This is a genomic window from Moraxella cuniculi DSM 21768, from assembly GCF_900156515.1.
Taxonomy (GTDB): domain Bacteria; phylum Pseudomonadota; class Gammaproteobacteria; order Pseudomonadales; family Moraxellaceae; genus Moraxella; species Moraxella cuniculi.
Genome location: NZ_FTNU01000002.1, coordinates 183,815 through 204,820, shown reverse-complemented (window position 1 = coordinate 204,820; position 21,006 = coordinate 183,815). Strand labels below are relative to the sequence as shown.

At 45.9% G+C, this 21,006-nt stretch carries 17 protein-coding genes, 1 CRISPR repeat array and 1 riboswitch (1 of these 19 running past the window's edge); of the genes, 10 read left to right on the top strand and 7 right to left on the bottom strand.

The window, feature by feature from the left end; all coding sequences use genetic code 11:
- A CRISPR array of direct repeats spans positions 1–326; the repeat unit is 28 nt; unit sequence CTTCACGACCGCATAGGTCGCTTAGAAA (it extends 782 nt beyond the left edge of the window).
- A gap of 148 nt (positions 327–474) precedes the next feature.
- The 6 genes from BW928_RS02550 to nqrM all read left to right on the top strand — a co-directional run bounded on the left by BW928_RS02550 (position 475) and on the right by nqrM (position 6,636).
- On the top strand, positions 475–1,293 hold the full coding sequence (locus BW928_RS02550; RefSeq protein WP_076554719.1) for a glycosyltransferase family 2 protein: 819 nt from the start codon (positions 475–477) through the stop codon (positions 1,291–1,293).
- A 41-nt stretch (positions 1,294–1,334) separates the two neighbouring features.
- On the top strand, positions 1,335–1,943 hold the full coding sequence (locus tag BW928_RS02545; RefSeq protein WP_076554718.1) for a class I SAM-dependent methyltransferase: 609 nt from the start codon (positions 1,335–1,337) through the stop codon (positions 1,941–1,943).
- Positions 1,944–1,955: 12 nt separating this feature from the next.
- Complete coding sequence (locus tag BW928_RS02540; RefSeq protein WP_200800824.1) at positions 1,956–3,302, top strand: deoxyguanosinetriphosphate triphosphohydrolase; 1,347 nt, start codon at positions 1,956–1,958, stop codon at positions 3,300–3,302.
- 189 nt (positions 3,303–3,491) lie between these two features.
- Entirely contained in the window at positions 3,492–4,022 is a 531-nt protein-coding gene (gene grpE / locus BW928_RS02535; protein ID WP_076554659.1) for a nucleotide exchange factor GrpE, read from the top strand.
- Between the two features lie 193 nt (positions 4,023–4,215).
- Complete coding sequence (dnaK, locus tag BW928_RS02530) at positions 4,216–6,120, top strand: molecular chaperone DnaK (protein ID WP_076554658.1); 1,905 nt, start codon at positions 4,216–4,218, stop codon at positions 6,118–6,120.
- A gap of 261 nt (positions 6,121–6,381) precedes the next feature.
- Positions 6,382–6,636, top strand: coding sequence for a (Na+)-NQR maturation NqrM (gene nqrM, locus BW928_RS02520; RefSeq protein WP_076554656.1), 255 nt, complete (start codon positions 6,382–6,384; stop codon positions 6,634–6,636).
- 53 nt (positions 6,637–6,689) lie between these two features.
- Here nqrM and rlmB read toward each other — a convergent pair whose 3' ends face one another.
- The 3 genes from rlmB to hemC form a co-directional block, all read right to left on the bottom strand.
- Complete coding sequence (gene rlmB, locus BW928_RS02515; protein WP_078309968.1) at positions 6,690–7,541, bottom strand: 23S rRNA (guanosine(2251)-2'-O)-methyltransferase RlmB; 852 nt, start codon at positions 7,539–7,541, stop codon at positions 6,690–6,692.
- Between the two features lie 71 nt (positions 7,542–7,612).
- Entirely contained in the window at positions 7,613–8,377 is a 765-nt protein-coding gene (locus tag BW928_RS02510; protein ID WP_076554655.1) for a uroporphyrinogen-III synthase, read from the bottom strand.
- Positions 8,374–9,324, bottom strand: a complete 951-nt coding sequence (gene hemC, locus BW928_RS02505) for a hydroxymethylbilane synthase (RefSeq protein WP_076554654.1) — start codon at positions 9,322–9,324, stop codon at positions 8,374–8,376. The genes BW928_RS02510 and hemC overlap by 4 nt, the downstream gene beginning before the upstream one ends.
- Before the next feature lie 157 nt (positions 9,325–9,481).
- Between hemC and argH the strand changes: the two genes are divergently transcribed.
- Both argH and BW928_RS02495 read left to right on the top strand, forming a co-directional pair.
- Entirely contained in the window at positions 9,482–10,867 is a 1,386-nt protein-coding gene (gene argH, locus BW928_RS02500) for an argininosuccinate lyase (RefSeq protein ID WP_076554653.1), read from the top strand.
- 186 nt (positions 10,868–11,053) lie between these two features.
- Positions 11,054–11,779, top strand: a complete 726-nt coding sequence (locus BW928_RS02495; RefSeq protein WP_076554715.1) for a cation diffusion facilitator family transporter — start codon at positions 11,054–11,056, stop codon at positions 11,777–11,779.
- 68 nt (positions 11,780–11,847) lie between these two features.
- Here BW928_RS02495 and BW928_RS02490 read toward each other — a convergent pair whose 3' ends face one another.
- The 3 genes from BW928_RS02490 to thiC all read right to left on the bottom strand — a co-directional run bounded on the left by BW928_RS02490 (position 11,848) and on the right by thiC (position 16,189).
- On the bottom strand, positions 11,848–12,204 hold the full coding sequence (locus tag BW928_RS02490; RefSeq protein WP_076554652.1) for a NirD/YgiW/YdeI family stress tolerance protein: 357 nt from the start codon (positions 12,202–12,204) through the stop codon (positions 11,848–11,850).
- Between the two features lie 159 nt (positions 12,205–12,363).
- Entirely contained in the window at positions 12,364–14,199 is a 1,836-nt protein-coding gene (locus tag BW928_RS02485) for an ABC transporter ATP-binding protein (RefSeq protein WP_375537524.1), read from the bottom strand.
- Between the two features lie 121 nt (positions 14,200–14,320).
- Positions 14,321–16,189, bottom strand: coding sequence for a phosphomethylpyrimidine synthase ThiC (gene thiC, locus BW928_RS02480; protein WP_078309970.1), 1,869 nt, complete (start codon positions 16,187–16,189; stop codon positions 14,321–14,323).
- Positions 16,190–16,277: 88 nt separating this feature from the next.
- A riboswitch (TPP riboswitch) is annotated at positions 16,278–16,400 on the bottom strand.
- A 299-nt stretch (positions 16,401–16,699) separates the two neighbouring features.
- On the opposite strand from thiC, the gene BW928_RS02475 reads away from it, so the two are divergent.
- Positions 16,700–17,953, top strand: coding sequence for a D-amino acid dehydrogenase (locus BW928_RS02475; RefSeq protein WP_076554650.1), 1,254 nt, complete (start codon positions 16,700–16,702; stop codon positions 17,951–17,953).
- Between the two features lie 21 nt (positions 17,954–17,974).
- Entirely contained in the window at positions 17,975–18,325 is a 351-nt protein-coding gene (locus BW928_RS02470; RefSeq protein WP_076554649.1) for a RidA family protein, read from the top strand.
- 89 nt (positions 18,326–18,414) lie between these two features.
- On the opposite strand, the gene BW928_RS02465 is transcribed toward BW928_RS02470, so the two are convergent.
- On the bottom strand, positions 18,415–20,931 hold the full coding sequence (locus BW928_RS02465) for a DEAD/DEAH box helicase (protein WP_076554648.1): 2,517 nt from the start codon (positions 20,929–20,931) through the stop codon (positions 18,415–18,417).
- Positions 20,932–21,006 lie beyond the last annotated feature (75 nt).

The following is a 21,006-nucleotide window of genomic DNA, read 5'->3' as shown; positions in this document are numbered from 1 at the left end:
TCACGACCGCATAGGTCGCTTAGAAAAACGTCATTAACCCTAACCCATGCTATGATGACTTCACGACCGCATAGGTCGCTTAGAAATTTTTGAGCAAGAACATCTGATAACTTAGCTACTTCACGACCGCATAGGTCGCTTAGAAATTTATTACCCGTAGTACCTTGTGCCGCTAATACTTCACGACCGCATAGGTCGCTTAGAAAATATACCCCATATTGCGGCACATCATCGGTGACTTCACGACCGCATAGGTCGCTTAGAAAATCTAGGAGCCCCATTCATGAACTTTATTAATCTTCACGACCGCATAGGTCGCTTAGAAATAAATCAACTTGTCAGCAATTTCCATTATAAGGTTTATAATAATACATATTGTTACTGGTTCCACATGGAACATTTATCATTTTGCATCAAAAGTTTGCAATTTGCTGTTTTAATGGTAGTATGATAAAAACAACAAATAAGTCAACCATGTCTAACACTCAGCCATTAACTCTCGATGTCATCATTCCTTGTTACAATGCCACAGCTACCCTTGAGCGTGCCGTACACAGCACGCTAGGCCAGTCTGCTTGTCGGCGGCTGATTTTAATTGATGATGGCTCGCACGATAACACACCTGCCTTAATACGCAAATTTTCCCAAGATTATCCCAATAAAATCTCTGCCTTGGCATTTGCTGACAATCAAGGTGCGGCAGCGGCTCGCAACTTTGCAGCGATGACAAGTACCGCCGATTTGCTTGCTTTTTTAGATGCTGATGATGCTTATGAAGCACACGCTTTGGACATCATGCCCAGCTTATTTAACATGATGCCAATGCTTAGCTTGGTCAGGCTTAGGCTGACTCCAGTCAGTTTTCCTCAAAAATACACCAAACACCCTGACTTTGCCCAATCTTGGGATAACTTACAAATGACTGTTGGTGGTAATACCATCTTTCGCCGCAGTCTATTTTTGGCTTGTGGTGGTTTTCCACAAGATGAGCTATTTTGCAGATTGGGAGGTGAAGATGCTGCTTTAGGCATTGCATTGGCTGAAAGTAGCATGGTTGGTACGCTGTTTGATGATGTACATGCAGGCGTTTTACATTATTACCATAAAAATATACACGCCACACGGCTGCTTGATGCTGCACTGTTTGGCATATCAGACCCAAAAATTTGCGATACAGACATGGCGGCTGCTCATGCTATCAGCGAGCGGATTAAGCGTCAGCTTACCGCCATTTATCCTATCATAAATAACGAAAGTATCGGTCGCACACCGCTTGTTTTGACATATTCTTAATGCTAAAATCTGCCCAAAGTTCATCATATTTTGAGAAAATCATGCACCAAATTAACCCTGAATTGCTTCACAAAGCCAAACAATGGCGTAACAACATCGTTTTTCACCAAGAAGTTTTGGGTAAGCCTTTTAAATTCACCAGTACTTGGGGGATTTTTTCGCCCGAAAAACTCGATGACGGCAGTCTGATGCTGCTTGACCATATTGACTTTCGGTCAGATGACAACAGCATTGATTTAGGCTGCGGCTACGGTGTGCTTGGCATGACCGCCGCACGAGAATGTCCACAAGGACAGCACTTGCTGATTGACAAAGACTTTGTGGCGGTGGAATACGCCAAATTAAACTGCCAAAACAATCAGCTGCACAACGCCACAGTCATGCTCTCAAACGGCTTTTATCATGTTGATAAAACTTGCAAATTCAGCCTCGTCATGAGCAACCTGCCCGCCAAAGCCAGCAAAGAACAACATTATTTGTATCTGATTGATGCCTATCAAGCCATGGAAATCGGGGCAAGGTTTTATGTAGTAACAATTAACGGACTGCGTGATTTTATGAAACGATCTTTTGGCGAAGTTTTTGGCAATGCAACCAAGGTCAAACAAGGCAAAACCTACACCATCACCATGGCGGTCAAAGAAAATTGATAAGGATAACTTATGAATTTTGTGCAAATGAAAAACCACTGGCAAGCACGATTGTCCACCAAGCGGTTTGGCGTGATTGATGAACAAATCCAACCAAAATCCATCGATACAGACGCCATTCGCACCAATTTTCATGTGGACTACGATCGTGTGGTTTTTAGTCGAGCATTTCGCCGATTGGGACGCAAAACACAAGTTCACCCATTTGCACGCAGCGACCATACCCACAACCGCCTGACACACAGCGTAGAAGTGGCGAGCGTTGGTCGCAGTCTGGGCAATGCTGTCGGTGCCAAGCTACAAGATGCCCACCTGTTGCCAGATGGCTACAGCCCGAGCAATATCGGCACCATTGTGCAAGTGGCTTGTCTTGCTCACGACTTGGGCAACCCAGCTTTTGGTCATACAGGCGAGGCAGCACTGCGAGAATGGTTTGCCAACCCAAAGCATGAGATTTATTTAGAAAATCTTAACGAAATACAGCGACAAGATATCTGCACTTACGAAGGCAATGCCCACAGTCTGCGTACCGTGTTACGGCTAGAAATGTACCAAAATCAAGGCGGTATGCGGCTAAGCTGTGCCAGCATTGGTGCCTTGTTAAAATACCCATGGGCAAGTAACAACCCCCATGCCAAGGGCAAAAAGTTTAATATCTATCAAAGCGAAATGCCACTCATTCGCCACATCGCTACCGAATTGCAACTGCCCGAACTTGCCACCGACCATTGGGCAAGACACCCCTTGTCATACCTGATGGAAGCTGCTGATGATATTTGCTATGCCCTGCTTGATTTGGAGGATGCTGTAGAGCTTGGACTGATTGACATTGCTGATTTTCAAGATATTTTGGGCAACATTGATGGCGTTGCCAAATTGACCAACATCAGCAATATTGAACAGCGTTGTGGAGCGATGCGTGGCACTGCCATCGGACAAGCCATACAGGGCATTAGCCATGCTTTTATGCTGCATCATGATGAGTTATTGATGGGCAAATTTACCCACAAAGACCTGCTCGCCGTCTGCGATGAATCCATCAAAAACACCCTAAAAGAAGCCAAAAACCTCGCTGCCAACAAAATTTTTCGCCATGACAGCAAACTGGCTACCGAAATTGCCGCTTTTGGTTGTCTAGGTTCGATACTGGATTTGTTGATTCCTGCGGTCTTTGCTCATCATCAGAATCAACAAATCAGCACCAAACACGCCCTAGCACTGGATTTGATAGGTTTTGACAAATCAGCCAAAAATAGCCTGTACCAAGATTATATGAGCGTGCTGGATTTTATTGGCGGATTGACCGACAACACTGCTGCTCGCTTGGCACGCGACATTTCGGGCGTAAGCATGGTTTAGGCGTCCTTGACTCATTGGTCGCCTAAAAATGCGTAAAATCAGCCAAACACATTTTACTTTTTTTGGTACAACCAAAATACCATCAACCACGCCCAAAACAGCATGATTGATGATAAATTTAGCAATCGCCCTTGAAAAATCTGTATTTTACCACTATCAAGATGGGGAATTTTAACCTTTGGGGCGATTATGACTGAACAAAATACCGAACACAGCACCGATGAAGTGCTACAGACCAGCACCGACAATGCCAAAGCCGATGAGCTAGCCACGCTACAAGCAACCATCGAAACACTGACAGCACAAGTCAAAGAAGCAACCGAAACGGCAGCTCGTGCCAATGCCGAAAGCTACAATGCCCAACGCCGCATGGAGCAAGAAGCCGAAAAAGCCAAAAAATTTGCCTTGCAAAAATTTGCCAAAGAGCTGCTTGATGTCGTGGACAATCTGGAGCGTGCCATTGACAATGGCGAAAAAACAGGCACAGACGAGGCGGCACTGGAGGGTATTCGCCTGACGCACAAATCGCTGCTTGGCGTACTTGAAAAAAATGGCGTAGTTGCTGTTGGTGAAGTTGGCGAGGCATTCAACCCAGATTTGCACGAAGCGGTGGGTATTTTTGCCGATGCCGAAAAAGACACCATCGGTCAAGTACTACAAAAAGGCTACACGCTCAATGAGCGAACACTGCGACCTGCGATGGTACTGGTTGGAGCATAATCCTAAGGATTTATTGAATAATTTCAATGGCTTAAAAATCAAAATTTTTTGAAAAAATTTCAAAATTTTCCCTTGAAAAGCCAAAAATCATACAAATATAGCACTTACTCTGGCAGGATTTTGAATTAAACTTTCAAGTCTGGCTAAAGCAAACAACCTTAATCATTAAAATAATTTTAAATTGGAGTAAACTATGGCTAAAGTAATTGGTATTGACCTAGGCACCACCAACTCATGTGTGGCAGTGCTTGAAGGCGACAAAGTAAAAGTGATTGAAAACGCCGAAGGTGCGCGCACCACGCCATCTATCGTGGCATTTAAAGACGGCGAGACCTTGGTCGGTCAAGCTGCCAAACGCCAAGCGGTTACCAATCCAAAGAACACACTGTTTGCCATCAAGCGTCTAATCGGTCGCCGTTTTGAGGACAAAGAAGTTCAAAAAGACATTGGACTTGTGCCTTTTAAAATCGTCAAAGCCGACAATGGCGATGCTTGGGTTGAGGTAAACGACAAAAAACAAGCACCTCCACAAATCAGTGCCGAAGTACTACGCAAAATGAAAAAAACCGCCGAAGATTATTTGGGCGAAAGCGTAACCGAAGCTGTTGTAACTGTGCCTGCTTACTTTAATGATGCTCAGCGTCAAGCCACCAAAGATGCGGGCAAAATCGCAGGTCTGGATGTTAAGCGTATCATCAACGAACCAACTGCTGCTGCACTTGCCTATGGCATGGACAAAAAAGGCGGCGACAAAACCGTGGCTGTGTATGACTTGGGTGGTGGTACATTTGATGTGTCAATCATCGAGATCGCTGATGTTGATGGCGAGCAACAATTTGAAGTTCTGGCGACCAATGGCGACACCCATTTGGGCGGTGAGGATTTTGACCTTGCATTGATTGATTATTTGGTTGAAGAGTTCAAAAAAGAACAAAATGTCAATCTAAAAGGCGATCCGCTTGCCATGCAACGCCTAAAAGAAGCTGCCGAAAAAGCCAAGATTGAACTGTCAAGCAGCCAATCAACTGAGGTGAATCTGCCTTATATTACTGCCGATGCCTCAGGTCCAAAGCACTTGGTGGTTACCATCAGCCGTGCCAAACTTGAGTCTTTGACCGAAGAGATGGTTGCTCGCACCATTATTCCTTGCAAAACCGCACTAGAAGATGCTGGTCTATCAGCAAGCGACATTGACGATGTTATCTTGGTTGGTGGTCAAACGCGTATGCCGCTGGTACAACAAAAAGTGCAGGAATTCTTTGGCAAAGAGCCAAGAAAAGATGTAAACCCTGATGAAGCGGTTGCAATGGGTGCTGCTATCCAAGGGGCTGTGCTTGCTGGCGACAAAAAAGATGTGCTGCTGCTTGATGTAACACCGCTAACCTTGGGCATTGAGACCATGGGTGGCGTGATGACGGCAATCATTGAGAAAAACACCATGATTCCAACCAAAAAATCACAAGTGTTCTCAACGGCAGCCGACAACCAGCCTGCGGTATCCATTCAGGTATATCAAGGCGAACGCAAAATCGCCAACCAAAACAAACTGCTTGGCAATTTTGATTTGACAGACATTCCGCCAGCACCGCGTGGCGTGCCGCAAATTGAGGTTACTTTTGACATCAATGCTGATGGCATTATGAACATTTCTGCCAAAGACAAAGGCACAGGCAAATCACAATCAATCCAGATTAAAGCAGACTCTGGTCTATCAGAGGCAGAAATCGAGGAAATGATTCGTGCAGCCGAGGCAAATGCCGCCGAAGATGAGAAATTTGCCGCCCTTGCCAATGTGCGTAACGAAGCTGATGGTCGCATTCATGGCGTACAAAAAGCCCTAAAAGACGCTGCTGACAAGGTCAGTGATGACGAAAAAGCAGCAGTTGAGGCAGCCATCACTGCCCTAGAGACTGCCGCCAAAGAAGACGATGTTGATGACATCAAGGCCAAACTTGAGGCATTGGACAACGCCTTCTTGCCAGTGGGTCAAAAAATCTATGCCCAAGCAGGTGGCGAAGCTGGTGAAGCACAGCCAGAACAAGCTCAAGCTGACGATGGTGTCGTTGACGCTGAATTTACCGAAGTCAAAGACAAATAATCAGCCAGCATTACCAAACAAAAAAACAGCCCATGTTGCATGGGCTGTTTTTTATTACATCAGCCAAACAATGGATGGACAATCCAGCACAACAAAGCTGCCCAAGCCAAAGCCACTTGTCCATCAAGATAATAACGCCCGATCATGTATGCGATTTATAACCCTGACAAGGTCGCCACCGAACAATAAAAATGCTATAATAAGCACAACTACCAGCCCGCCAACCAAATGGCTGGCACAACCAATCAAAGGAATCAGCCAATGAATGATATCATCAGCCAATTTTTGCCGATTTTTTTTGTTACTCTTGGCGTTTTTGTTTTATTCTTTTTGTTTATGGGTATTGGTTATTTGGTAAAAAAACAACCACTCAAAGGCTCGTGTGGTGGTGTGGCAAATTTGATGGGTGATGAATATTGTCAATTCTGTGGCAATGACCCAAATAAATGCGAAAACAACAACGATTTTGATAAAGCCACCCAAGCCAAAGCCAAAAATTTATCCAAGCCTGCCTAAATACTAAAAGCAAAAAGCGTAACATGAATAGTTACGCTTGTGGGCGAGCTGATTTATTTTTGTCGCTGTCTTGCCACTTCATATAACATCATGCCTGTGGCGACGCTGACATTGAGACTCTGCGGGCGGTCAGTCCTATCTGCCATCGGAATATAAACCAGCGTATCGCACATCTGCTGGGTCAATCGTCGCATGCCTTCGCCTTCTGAACCCATGATGATTGCAACCTTGCCAGCAAAATCACACGCCTGCACTGGCTTGGCAGTCTCATCAAGTGCTGTGCCAAAAACAAACACGCCTGCTTTTTTCAGTTTGTCCAAAGTGCGTGCCAAATTGGTTACCAAGACAACATCAATCACCTCCGATGCCCCAACCGAAACTTTGGCAACTGTCGGCGTAATCGGTGCTGATTGGTGCTTGGGTATGATGACAGCATCAACGCCCATCGCACACGCTGAACGCAAGCAAGCCCCCAGATTATGAGCATCGGTAATCTGATCAAGCACCAAAAATAACACATCGGGCTTATCCATCAATACATCAAGCAAAGCCTCATCAGCAACCGCCTTGGCTCTGGCTGAAGCAACAACGCCTTGGTGCTGATGACTGTCGCAAAGCTGCGATAATTTATCCTTGTGTGCATACTGAACACTGATACCAAACGCTTGGGCTATCTCAATGATGCGTTGGTGTTCGTGGCTTGGCTGACCATCTTCACGCAATTGTACAAACACCGCCAGCACCTCTTCTGGACGGCGTTTTAATAACATGGTTACTGCATGAATGCCATAAAAATGTGGCATTTTTGCCTTGGCTGACCTAGCCTCGCCTTTTTGGTGTGCAGATGACTTTGGCAGGTTACGATAATCGCCTCGGTTTGGGCGTTTTTTGTTGGTTGTGTTCATTGGGTTTTATCCTGATAATTTAATCACAGCCACCATCTTATTGGCGGTTCATATAATAATTTGACAAACACTTAGGCAGTGTGTTGCATTAACCCATCAATTGCCAAGCAAATCTCATCAGGGTGCAGGGTGTCTATCTTGGCAACTTGAGCGGCTGGCTCTTGGCTACGGACAAGCTGTGATAATCGCTCGCCCAGCGTCAAATAATAATAACGACAAGTATGCTGTAGTGTCCGCCATGCTTGATATGCCATTTGGCTGCTAATTAGCACACAGGTATTGTGCTTATCCAGCAAAGGCTGCAAATGATTAAATTGCAACTCTAGATTATCTGGCACACGCCGCTGATACCAATAAACATCATCAACCTGCACACCTTTTGCCAACAAAGTGTCTTTTAATAGCCTGCGACCGCCAACACCGCACCAAATTAGCACCCTCTCGCTCGCCTGCAAAGTGGCAATCTCTGGCAATGCCAGCATACCCTCATTGCTGGCAACAGCTGGCAAAATCACCGAAAATCCACGAGCTGATAACACTTTGGCGGTCGCCTCACCAACGGCAATTATCGGTGCGGTCATCGTGGTAGCGACAGTTGTCAAATCCACGCCAAGCTGCCCAAGATATGCCAATGCTCGCTTTGCCGCCTCAACACTGGTGATAACCAATGCATGATAATCGCCAGTCAGCCACTTTGTCATCATTGCCTGCTCGCTGATACTCAAGGACAGCGAAACAATTTCAAGCAGTGGCAAGCTCACCACAGGCACTGCCGTGATTTGGTCAATTGCCGCACTTCGGTGGCTGGGTCTGGTATTGATAAGTAGCGGAGTCATGCGTTGTCTTGATATATCGCTTGCAAAATCTTATCCGCCCCCTGTGCCAGCAAATCTTCGGCAACTGCTGTGCCTAAATTTTCGGCAGCGGATTCATCATCGCCTGTCAGCACAATGCTGTTTTGGCTTTTTAACAGAACTGTGCCATCAAGCGAACCAACGCGTCCACGCAAGCTAAGTTTATCCCCAGCGATGGTTGCAAACCCTGCAATCGGCACTTGGCAACCGCCCTGCAAAGTGCGATTCATCGCTCGCTCTGCCATGACACACAGGCGAGTGCTTGCATGATTTAGCGGTGCAAGCAACGACAAAACAGCAGCATCATCGGCACGGCATTCAATCGCCAACGCCCCCTGTCCAACCGCAGGCAAACAAAGCTCATCATCAAGCTCATGACGAATCCTGTCATCAAGCCCCAATCGCTGTAACCCACTGGTGGCAAGGATAATCGCATCGTACTCGCCTGCGTCCAGCTTAGCTAAGCGTGTGCCAACATTACCACGCAAACTTTTGATTGATAAATCAGGGCGTGCCTGTCGCAACTGACACTCACGGCGTAAGCTCGAAGTTCCCAGCACAGCACCAGCTGGCAGTGCTTGCAGACTGTCATATTGATTGGATACAAATGCATCGGTTGGGGCGTGTCGTTGGCAATATGCCCCAAGCACCAAGCCATCAGGCAGCACCATTGGCACATCTTTTAAAGAATGCACAGCAATATCAGCCCTGCCATCATACAGTGCCTGCTCAAGCTCTTTGACAAACAGCCCCTTGCCACCGATTTTGGCAAGTGGCGTGTCCAAAATTTTATCGCCACGAGTAACCATGGTCAAAAGCTCAACAACCAGCTGCGGATACAGTGCTTCAAGTGCTTGTTTAATAAAATTCGCCTGCCACAGTGCCAAGGGGCTTTGACGAGTGGCGATGGTTAGAGTGCGTGCATTCATACAAAATCCAAATTATGTTACTTATGCCTATTATAAGAGTTTTGGCACGCAAATGGCAAAGTTTGTTCGCTGTTTTGGCAATTTTTCTGATTAAGCGTTATTCTTGTCAGCAAATATGGTATACTTTTTGATATTTTTATTATCAAGAAGGCAGATTATGACAGAACAAACTTCAAGCATGTGGGGTGGTCGTTTTAGTGAGGCAACCGATGGTTTTGTGGCTGAATTTACCGCATCGGTCAATTTTGACAAACGCATGGCAAAACAAGACATTCAAGGTTCCATCGCCCATGCCACCATGCTGGGTCGCTGCGGTATCATTACTAGCGAAGAAAGTGATTTGATTATCAGTGGTCTAAAGCAAGTACAAGCCGAAATTGACGCTGGTCAATTCCAATGGTCGGTCGCCCTAGAAGATGTACATATGAATGTCGAATCTCGCCTGACTGCCCTAATCGGTGATGTCGGCAAAAAGTTGCACACAGGCAGAAGTCGCAATGATCAGGTGGCAACCGACATTCGCCTATGGCTAAGAGATGAAACGGATAATATCTTGGCACTGCTAAAACGCCTACAATCGGGCTTACTTGATTTGGCGGACAAGCACACCACCACCATCATGCCCGGCTTCACCCATCTACAAACCGCACAACCTGTCAGCTTTGCCCATCATGTGATGGCGTGGTTTGAGATGCTTGTGCGTGATAGTGAGCGATTTGCCGACACTCGCCACCGCATCAATCAAATGCCACTGGGCAGTGCCGCCCTAGCAGGAACAACATATCCAATCGATCGCACGATTACCGCCGAACTTCTGGGTTTTGAGGGCATTTGCCAAAACTCACTTGATGCGGTATCAGATCGTGATTTTGCCATCGAATTTACCGCCAATGCCTCGCTACTGATGATGCACCTATCACGCATGAGCGAAGAGATTATTCTGTGGATGTCGGCACAATTTGGTTTTGTGGTGGTGCCTGACCGCTTCTGCACAGGCTCATCAATCATGCCCCAAAAGAAAAACCCCGATGTGCCAGAGCTTGTGCGTGGCAAGGCGGCGAGGGTCTTTGGACAATTGACCACTTTATTGACACTCATGAAAAATCAGCCGCTGGCATACAACAAAGACAATCAAGAAGACAAAGAACCATTGTTTGATTGCGTGGATACTATTACGGGCAGCTTGCTTGCCTTTGCCGATATGCTGCCAAACCTTGTGCCAAATAGCGAAAATATGCGTGCAGCAACCATGAAAGGCTATGCCACCGCAACCGACTTGGCAGATTATTTGGTCAAAAAAGGCTTGCCGTTTCGTGATGCCCATGAAGTTGTTGGCAAGGCAGTGGCTTTGGCGGTGCAGACAGGCGTTGATTTGTCAGAATTATCATTGGCACAATTACAGAGCTTTAGTCCGCTGATTGCAGATGATGTATTTGATTGCCTAACCCTCGAAGGCTCGCTACAGGCTCGAGACCATCTTGGTGGCACAGCCCCCAATCAAGTCAAACAAGCCATCATCAGAGGCAGACAGCGTATCAGCTAAGCAACAACACACCCCAAATTGGGGTGTTTTTAATGCGACAAATAAACCAGCAACCACCCACAAAGCTACAATCCTTAATGGCATTTTTGACAAATTTTGCAAAAATGCCTACGGGGTATTTGCAAATCATTCCGCCTGCGTATATAATATATGCTTTAAATGAATAATCACACATACGGTGAAATCATGTCCTCTTGCAGCAACACCCACAAACACAGCCACCCTCACGGCGATAATCACGACCATGACCACAGCCACGATCACGGCGGACATGGTCATAGTCATGTACCCAATGACAAACGCATCTTGCTTATCAGCTTTGTTATCATCACTGGCTATATGTTCATCGAATTTGCTGGTGGTTGGTACTTCAAAAGCCTTGCCCTACTTGCAGATGCAGGACACATGGCAAATGACAGCCTAGCATTATTCTTGGCATTTGTCGCTTTATATTTTAGCACCAAAGTACAAATGTGGGCAGCACTGCTCAATGGACTATCACTCATTGTCATCGCTGTATATGTACTGATTGAGGCAATCAACCGCTGGGGCAATCCACCAGAAATGCTGGCTCTGCCAATGCTTGGTGTTGCTATCATTGGATTGCTTGTTAATATCGGTGTTGCTTGGCTTATCCTAAAAAGCGATCAAGAAAACCTAAACATCCGCTCTGCTTATCTGCATGTGTTGGCGGACTTGCTCGGCTCGGTGGTTGCCATCATCGCAGGTTTGGCGGCATGGTTGCTGAACTGGCTATGGGTAGATATTGTCGCCAGTGTGATTTTGAGTATTTTTATCCTAAGAAGTGGCATCATGGTAACTAAGGCTTCTTTTTTAAGAATCAAAAACGCCAATAGTGATGATGATAATCATGATAATCACAATCACGACCATAGCGACCACAAACACTGATTACAAAAATCCCCAAACTTACAGCTTGGGGATTTTTTATAAACAAAACTGATTACTTAACGGCAGTCTTAGCGAAATTGAACATAATCAGCGTCAATTTCTACGCGTTTTTTGCGTAAGCTAATGTCAGTTTCGCCATTGATGGTAACTGTCTTGCCAATCAACTCTTGTGGATTTTGATAATAATCATCATCAATCTCAACAATCACAGTGCCTGTTTGGTCTTGCAATTCAAACTTTTCATTGCCCAAAAAACGCACAATCTTGCCCGTGATGGTTACTTGTCTGTCATCACCAACTGACTGAACAGTGGCTGCGGTAACGGTTTGGATACCTTGTTGTTGATTGTTTTTGGCATAAGCCATCGGTGCTGCTACCACAGAAACTGTCAATGCCGCTGCCAAAATTTGCTTCATAAAAGTCATAATAAACTCCAAATAATAAACTGTTTGTTTTGGCTGATGGTTATTGCCATCAGTTGATGGTGCATATTAAACCACATCAACCTTAACCAAACCTTAAGGGATAAAAATTTATCAAAACACCAAGCAAAATTTATGCAACCATTTGATTTTTAATAATTTTTATTCTTGCAAAAAACCATCGCCTGTCTGCCTTGCCCACAGCGACGCATAAACACCGCCATAAGCAAGCAGCTCATCATGACTGCCCATTTCGACAATTTGCCCCTTATCCATCACCACCAACCTATCCATTGAGGCAATCGTTGATAAGCGATGGGCGATGGCAATGACAGTTTTGCCTGCCATCATGTCATCAAGACTGTCCGTGATGGCTTGCTCCACCTCGCTGTCTAAGGCACTGGTCGCCTCATCAAGCAACAAAATCGGTGCGTTTTTTAGCATCACTCGGGCGATGGCAATACGCTGCCGCTGACCTCCAGAGAGCTTAACTCCTCGCTCACCCACTTGGGTATCTAGCCCCGTGTTGCCATATTTATCTTGTAGATTTTCAATAAACTCCCACGCATGGGCTGCTTTGGCGGCAGCAATAATCTCATCATCGGTGGCATCAGGACGACCATAGGCGATATTTTCTCGCACACTGCGATGCAATAGCGAAGTATCTTGTGTTACCATGCCAATCTGTGATCGCAATGAATTTTGGCTGACATGGCTAATGTCTTGATTATCAATATATATTCTGCCACCGTCCAATTCATAAAATCTTAACAGTAGATTAACCAAGCTGGATTTGCCCGCACCACTTCGCCCAACCAACCCAACTTTTTCTCCTGCTTTTATTGATAATGTAAACTTGCTAAATAGTTGCATATTGACATCACGGCGTGCATAATTAAATGTAACATCGTCAAAAATAATATCACCTGCAACCACTTGTAGCTGTGTCGCATCTGGCTTGTCTACGATGGCGTGCGGTGTGGTTAAGGCGGTCATGCCATCTTGAACCGTGCCAATATGCTCAAGCAATCCTGCTGTCTCCCAAGTAATCCAGTGAATCATGCCCTTTAGTCGCAGTGCGATACCGCTTGCCACCGCAATCGCCCCCACCGTTACCTGCCCAACACTCCACAGATACACACCAACAACCATGCTGCCAACAATCATCACCAGCGACAGCACCTCGATTGTGGTTGCCAATAAGCTCACCCAACGCATCTGGGCATGAACCGTTGTCATGAACTCGTCCATCGCTGTCTTGGCATAGCCCAGCTCTCGTTGCGAATGGCTAAATAGCTTCACCGCACCAATGTTGGCATAGGCATCGGTTACTCGCCCTGTCATTAACGCTCGTGCGTCTGCTTGTTTTTCGGCGGTGCGTCTTAGGTGTGGTAAGAAAAACTTAATAATCAGTACCGCAAAACCAAACCATAACAAAAATGGCAAAAACAGCCAAAAATCCAACTGAAACAAAATCACGCCACTGGTGATAAGATAAGCTGTAACAAATGCCATCATCTCCACCATGGTCATAATCGCATCACGCACCGACAGTGCTGTTTGCATAACCTTGGCAGAGACACGCCCAGAAAATTCATCTTGATAAAATTGCAATGATTGCCCAAGCATGTGCTTATGAAACCACCACCGCAGTCGCATCGGAAACACCCCTTGTAGGGTCTGATAATGAATCAAATTGCCCAAAAATTCAGCAAAAATTGACAAAACGCACAATGCCAAAATCACCATGACGGTGCTGCCTTTTTGTTGCCACAGCGTCTGCGGTGTGTAGACAGTCAGCCAGTCAATCACATCTCCAACCCATGCAAACAGCAACGAGCCAAACACCCCCAGCAATACCGCCAGTATCATGCGAATAATAATCCAGCCCCTTGCTCCTTTGGTACACGCCCACAAAAAAGCAAACAAGCCATCTTGGCTGGTTGGCATCGGTGTGTCTGGGTAAGGGTTTAGGCGTTTTTCAAAATAAGAAAACAAAGACATATCGCTCTCTTGGTTATAAAAATACCGCCATTATACCGCATATTATAGGCATGGCAAGCCAGACACACCGCAACATCGAGCCTACATCAATCCACACAGCCAACACGGCAGTCAATCAGTCATCAACACAACCAGCTGGCATTTGGTGGTCTTTGGCATAATCACGCACATTTTGGGTAATTTTCATCGAACAAAACTTCGGCCCACACATCGAGCAAAAATGTGCCGATTTGTGTGCTTGCTTGGGCATGGTTTCATCATGCATACTGCGTGCAGTATCAGGGTCTAATGACAGATTAAACTGATCTTCCCAGCGAAATTCAAAGCGTGCTTTTGACAGAGCATTATCACGCACTTGGGCAGCAGGGTGTCCTTTGGCAAGATCTGCAGCATGGGCGGCGATTTTGTAGGCGATAATGCCGTCTTTGACATCTTTTTTATTTGGCAATCCCAAATGCTCCTTTGGGGTTACATAGCACAGCATCGCCGTACCATACCAACCAATCATCGCCGCCCCGATGGCACTGGTAATATGATCATAGCCGGGGGCAATGTCTGTGGTGAGCGGCCCAAGTGTATAAAACGGTGCTTCATGACACAGTTGCAACTGTTGCTGCATATTTTGCCGAATCAACTGCATCGGCACATGACCCGGCCCTTCTATCATTACCTGTACATCATGTTGCCACGCACGACAGGTTAGCTTGCCCAAAGTAGCAAGCTCGGCAAACTGTGCTTTGTCATTGGCATCTTGGATACAGCCAGGACGCAGCCCATCGCCCAAACTAAAGCTGACATCATACGCTTGCATGATTTGACAAATCTCATCAAAATGCGTGTACAAAAAATTCTCTTGCTTATGTGCCAAGCACCACTGTGCCATGATCGATCCGCCACGGCTAACAATGCCTGTCAAGCGATTGGCAGTAAGCGGTATGTGGTCAAGCAGCACCCCTGCATGAATGGTAAAATAATCCACGCCCTGCTCGGCTTGCTCAATCAGCGTATCCCTAAAAATCTCCCACGACAAATCTTCGGCAACACCAAAAACCTTCTCCAATGCCTGATAAATCGGCACGGTGCCAATTGGCACGGGACTGTTGCGGATAATCCATTCACGCGTTTCGTGGATATTTTTGCCTGTGGACAAATCCATGATGGTGTCAGCACCCCAACGAGTCGCCCAAGTCATCTTGGCAACTTCTTCATCAATGCTTGAACCCAGTGCCGAGTTGCCAATATTGGCATTGATTTTTACCAAAAAATTCCGCCCAATAATCATCGGCTCAAGCTCTGTGTGATTGATGTTGGCAGGGATAATCGCACGACCTGCGGCAACCTCTTGACGAACAAATTCGGCGGTGATTTCCTGCTGATTATTTGCACCAAAATTCTCTCCCTGATGCTGTCTGGTATCCACGCCCTGTGCTTGGCGTTGATTTTCGCGAATGGCGACATATTCCATCTCAGGCGTGATAATGCCCGCTTTGGCATAGTGCATTTGGGTAACGATACGCCCCTTTTTGGCTCGGCGAGGCTTGGTGATGTGAGCAAAGCGAATATTAGCAGTGGTGATGTCTTTTAGCCGTGCCTTGCCAAAATCCGAACTGGGTTCATCCAAAATTATCGTATCAGCCCTGCTGTCTATCCATGGCTCTCGCAGCTTTGGCAATCCTTGATTTAAATCAATCTGAGCATCAGGGTCGGTATAAACGCCTGAAGTGTCATATACCAAAATCGGTTCATTTTTTGGTGAATTGCCATCAGCCAAGCCCTCTGGGGTATCAGACAGCGTAATCTGGCGAAATGGCACACGAATATCCGCCTGCAAGCCTTGCACATAGACCTTTTTGGACGCAGGCAAAATACGGGTTAAATCTTTGGCATCTTGTTCATGCTGGGTGGATTTGTGCGTATCAAATTTGGCAAAATCATCAACGCTTTCAACACAATATGGCGTGCTGGTACTGCTAGACTGAGTCATGGCATATTCCTTTATGGGTGATTGATTGTAAAAACGCACAAACCAAGCCAACAAAGAAAAGCCAATTTTGGGTACAAACAGATGGGTTTACTTTCATTAACTTGATTCCTACGCAGGTCTTAACCTTCAGGTTCAACGGTATCTGTCTGCAACAACGCTTGGGTTATAAGACAGTCTCAACAGCTTATTGGCTGTACTCCGTCAAGTTATAACAACAGTATAGCACAAATTTTTAGATTGATTAATTTTTATTCTTTTGGCAAATTGTGTCAATTCTGCACAACTTGTCAATAATACCAGTGCAAGCAGCCAGCGGATTTTACCTTGAATAATTGATTAAATTTTAGCTTGTCAAGCATTGTCATTGCCTGTTATTATATATTTAATTAACCTTTGCCAGTTCGTCTGTGGCAAGGAAATATGGAACAAAAAACCACAAAACAGCTTACAAATTGTGCATGATTGCCCAAATTTGGTGTGGTTTTAAATCGGTTAATTGTGGAATAGTTCATGAAAGTTTTGGTTTTGGGTGGCGGTGTCATCGGCACAACCACAGCGTATTATCTCGCCAAACAAGGCGTAGAGGTTACAGTTGTTGAGCGGCAGCACAATGTTGCCGAAGAGACAAGTTTTGGCAATGCAGGGCAAATATCCCCCGGCTATTCAACACCTTGGGCAGCACCCGGCATTCCGCTAAAAGCTGCCAAATGGCTGCTTGAAAAGCACGCTCCTTTTGCTGTGCGTCCTGATGGTTCACTGTGGCAACTACAATGGGCGATGCAAATGTTTGCCAACTGCAATGCCGATCGTTATAGCATCAACAAAGAACGCATGATGCGAGTCGCCGAATACAGCCGAGACTGCCTGCAACAGTTACGCAAAGACACCAATATCAGCTATGAGCATCGTGAGCGTGGCACGCTACAATTATTTCGCAAGCAAGCACAGATGGATGTTGTTGGTCGCGATATTGAGGTTTTAAAAGAATGCGGCGTTGATTATCAACTGCTCAACCGCGATGAGCTGCCCACCATCGAACCTGCATTAATTCATGCCAAAGATAAGCTGGTTGGCGGCTTAAGACTGCCCAATGACGAAACGGGTGATTGTAATATTTTTACCAAATCCTTGGCAAAAATCGCCGAAGGCTTGGGCGTGAAATTTTTATTCAATACGACCATTGCAGATATCGAACATCAAAACAATGCCATCACGGGCATTATCACCGCAGATGGGGAGCGTTTGGTGGCGGATAATTATGTGTTGGCATTTGGTAGCTATTCTCGCCCTTTTGCCGAAAAACTCCAGCTAAAGCTCCCCGTTTATCCTGTCAAAGGCTACTCGCTGACCGTGCCGATTATTGATGAATCGCTCGCCCCTGTCTCTACCGTACTGGACGAAACCTTTAAGATTGCCATCACTCGCTTTGATAATCGCATTCGTGTTGGTGGCATGGCAGAACTAAGCGGATTTAATACCGATTTGCCCGTTGCACGCCGCGAAACTCTACAGATGGTCAGCCAAGAGTTGTTTGGCGGTGGTGATTTTGCCAATGCTCGCTTTTGGACAGGTTTGCGTCCAATGACACCAGACGGCACACCTATTATTGGCGAGAGTCGATTTGCCAATTTATATATCAATACAGGGCATGGTACACTTGGCTGGACGATGGCCTGTGGCTCAGGTCAGCTGATTGCCGACATCATCACGCATACACCGACACAAATTAGCCTTGAGGGGCTGTCTGCCGCTCGTTATAATTAATTTATCATTTAAGGAATATTCATGAGTAACATCATCAAAATTGACAGCAACGATACCCTAAGCGAAATCGCCATTCATAACGGCGTGGTCTATTTGGCAGGGCAAGTGCCTAATGATGACAGCTTGGACATAAAAGGTCAATCTCGTGAGGTTTTTGCCAATATTGATGCCGCCCTTGCCAAAGCAGGTACGGACAAATCAAAAATTCTCTCGGCTCAAGTTTTTATCACCGATTTGGCAAATTTTGCTGATTTTAATGAAGAGTGGAATAACTGGGTCAAAGGTACAACTCCGCCTGCTCGTGCCACCATCGAGGCCAAGCTGGTCAATCCAAACTGGCTGGTTGAGATTATGGTTATTGCCGCAGTCTAAGCCAAGCCGAGTCTTACCACCCCGATTTTGGGGTGGTTAGATGATAAAAATTTATACTAAAAATAAAAACGGGGGTAATGCCCCCATTTTTACATTCGATTTATTTTCTCACTATCTTCCCTTGAAATAGTGGTGTTATATAAGCCCATCACTGCACTTCGCTTGTCGATTCCCGTGTATTCTAGGCTAGAATCTTCATAGCGTTTGAATTTGTACACCGCGTCATTCATCAATGCCCCGTTAAACACATTCAAATTCACCAACAATTCAAAATCTCGCTGGGTTAAGCCCGTTACTTTTTGGAACAATCTTGGTTCAAGCTGGGTGATCACATCTTCCAAGCAATGTTCACGGTAGTCGGTCAAATACATAAACACGGGAATCCGTGTGGCGAATTTGATCAGCTTTTCTTGAATTTGCTTACGGAGCGATTTGTACTCTTTCTCCTCCTCACTTAGCTCTTTCTTCTCTTTCGAGGTCAGCTCATCGCCTTTTTCTTTCTTGGTTTTTTTGACCGCCTCCGATTTGTTGATAATCGTCTCAATATCTTGATTGAGCGAACGGAATCCCTCAATGTTCATCAGGGCTTTCATCGCCTGTTCATTGTTACGAATTTTATCCAGCGTGGCGTTATCCACATTCACCAACAACGCACTTTCCCAACGGCGAGCCAGTAAAGTCGCCGTCGTGCCACTCATCGCAATATCTAGCACGCCTGCCGCATCAATTTGTTTCATTGAGCTACCATCATAGGCAAGCACTGGCAAGAAATGGATAAACTCCGCCACTTTTTGCTCTGGGCTGGTGCTGGCAGTGTCTAAACGGCAACTATATTCAGCAATTTGGCGTAACGCACGGTCGGGGGCAAAATCGAACACATAGCATTGCTGTTTGAGGATCTCCTCATTATTCAGGTTCGTTTCATCATAGCCACGCAATACCCAAGGGGTTTGCACACGGAACGCCGCTTGGAAATAGGTTTCAGGGCTAGACGCATTGCGTAGCATCAAAATGCCCGTCCACGGCGGCACAGAGACCCCCGTGGTTAATTTACCGCACGAAAGGGTAATGGTCTTGGTTGCAAGCGGATTGTTTGTCATCGCTTTTTGCACCGGTGGTAACGCCTCCAAGCCTACGCCAGCCTGCGTGCCTGCTGCCACGATAATTTGATATTGATGGAAGAACTGATTTTGCTTTTCCGCCAATAAATTCGCCATCGCATAGCAACTCGCCACATTCGGCAAAAACCAAAAGGTATGCAACAAATGCCCCAATAAATTCACATCTGAAAACGGCATCGGTGGTTTTTCGGTGCGTAGTTTCAGGGTATCGACCGTCATTTCAGGCAGTTTATTTTGAATAAAATTCAGCCATTTTTGCACTTCTTCTTGATAGGTAAAGCGAGCATTTTCGCCACTGCCCTTCGCCTCAAAAAAGAGGTTCAAATCAAATTCATTAAATTCGCCACGGCGTGCCACATCACGGATACTCTCTGGCAACTGATAAGTCATCATCACCATTTTCGGCAAGGAAAGATAGGGATTTTTACCCTGCCTTGCGTCCCACTGGGCTTTGGCTTTTTGCTCATCGGAGTAAGTCCAGTTAAAAATCTGCTCCTCAATAAATTCGCCCGAGGCAATCGCACGGAACGGCGTGCCAGAAAGATATAAATAATGATGAGTGGTAATCGGCAATAACCCCTCATCAAAGGCTTTCATCTCCTCACTCTCGGCAAAATTCCGCTCTTTTTTATCGTCCTCGCCGTCAAAAAGATCCTTGGCATTCTCACGCCACGCCCCGTAGTGATATTCATCAAACACCACGCAATCCCAGTTAGTGCTATGCACCCACTCATTTTTTGCTTTGATACCGCCCGACTTGGTTCGCCCTAAATAATCTTGGAACGACCCAAAACAGACCACGGGCGAATTAAAATCCACCTCCTCATAATCCAGCCCGTTTTTCGCCACAAATTGCCAGCCCTCAAAATCGGTATGGTTCGCCAAATCCTCCTGCCACGCATCTTGCACCGCTGGTTTAAAGGTTAAAATCAGCACCTTTTTCCAGCCCATTCGCTTGGCTAATTGATAGGTGGCGAACGTCTTACCAAACCGCATTTTAGCGTTCCACAAAAAACGCGGGGCTTTGTTTTCGTTATCCTGCTTAAAGCTGGCAAAATACGCCACCGTCTTTTCGACCGCCTCCTGCTGTTCTGGTCTCATTCCGAATGAAAGCGTCCGTTTTTGACGGTTCGGCTTGCCTGATTTCACCTCAATTAACGCTGCTTGCACCGCCTTTAAATCGCATTTAAACCACTCGCCATCAAGTCGCTCCACGCCTTGCTTTTTCAGCACCTTATGCAAATCGTGATCGGTGAATAAATCCCCATTATCACGCACCGCTAATTCTTCCAGCTCGATTTTCCACGTCTGCACTGGCGTTTTGACTGGATATTGCTCCCGCACCCGATCCACCGCCTTTTGGCGCGTGGTGTAACCAATTTTCAAACAGCCCGCAAAACGGCTATCCGAATACGCATAAATTTTCGGCGGAATAAATTCCTCAAAATTGACTTTATGTTGTGTTGAAAGTTGTTGATCGTTCATTTGTCTTCCTTATTGAATGGCTATCGCAAAAATCCGCTAAAATCAGCCCGCTTGTTCACCTCTTTCGTTGCCCCC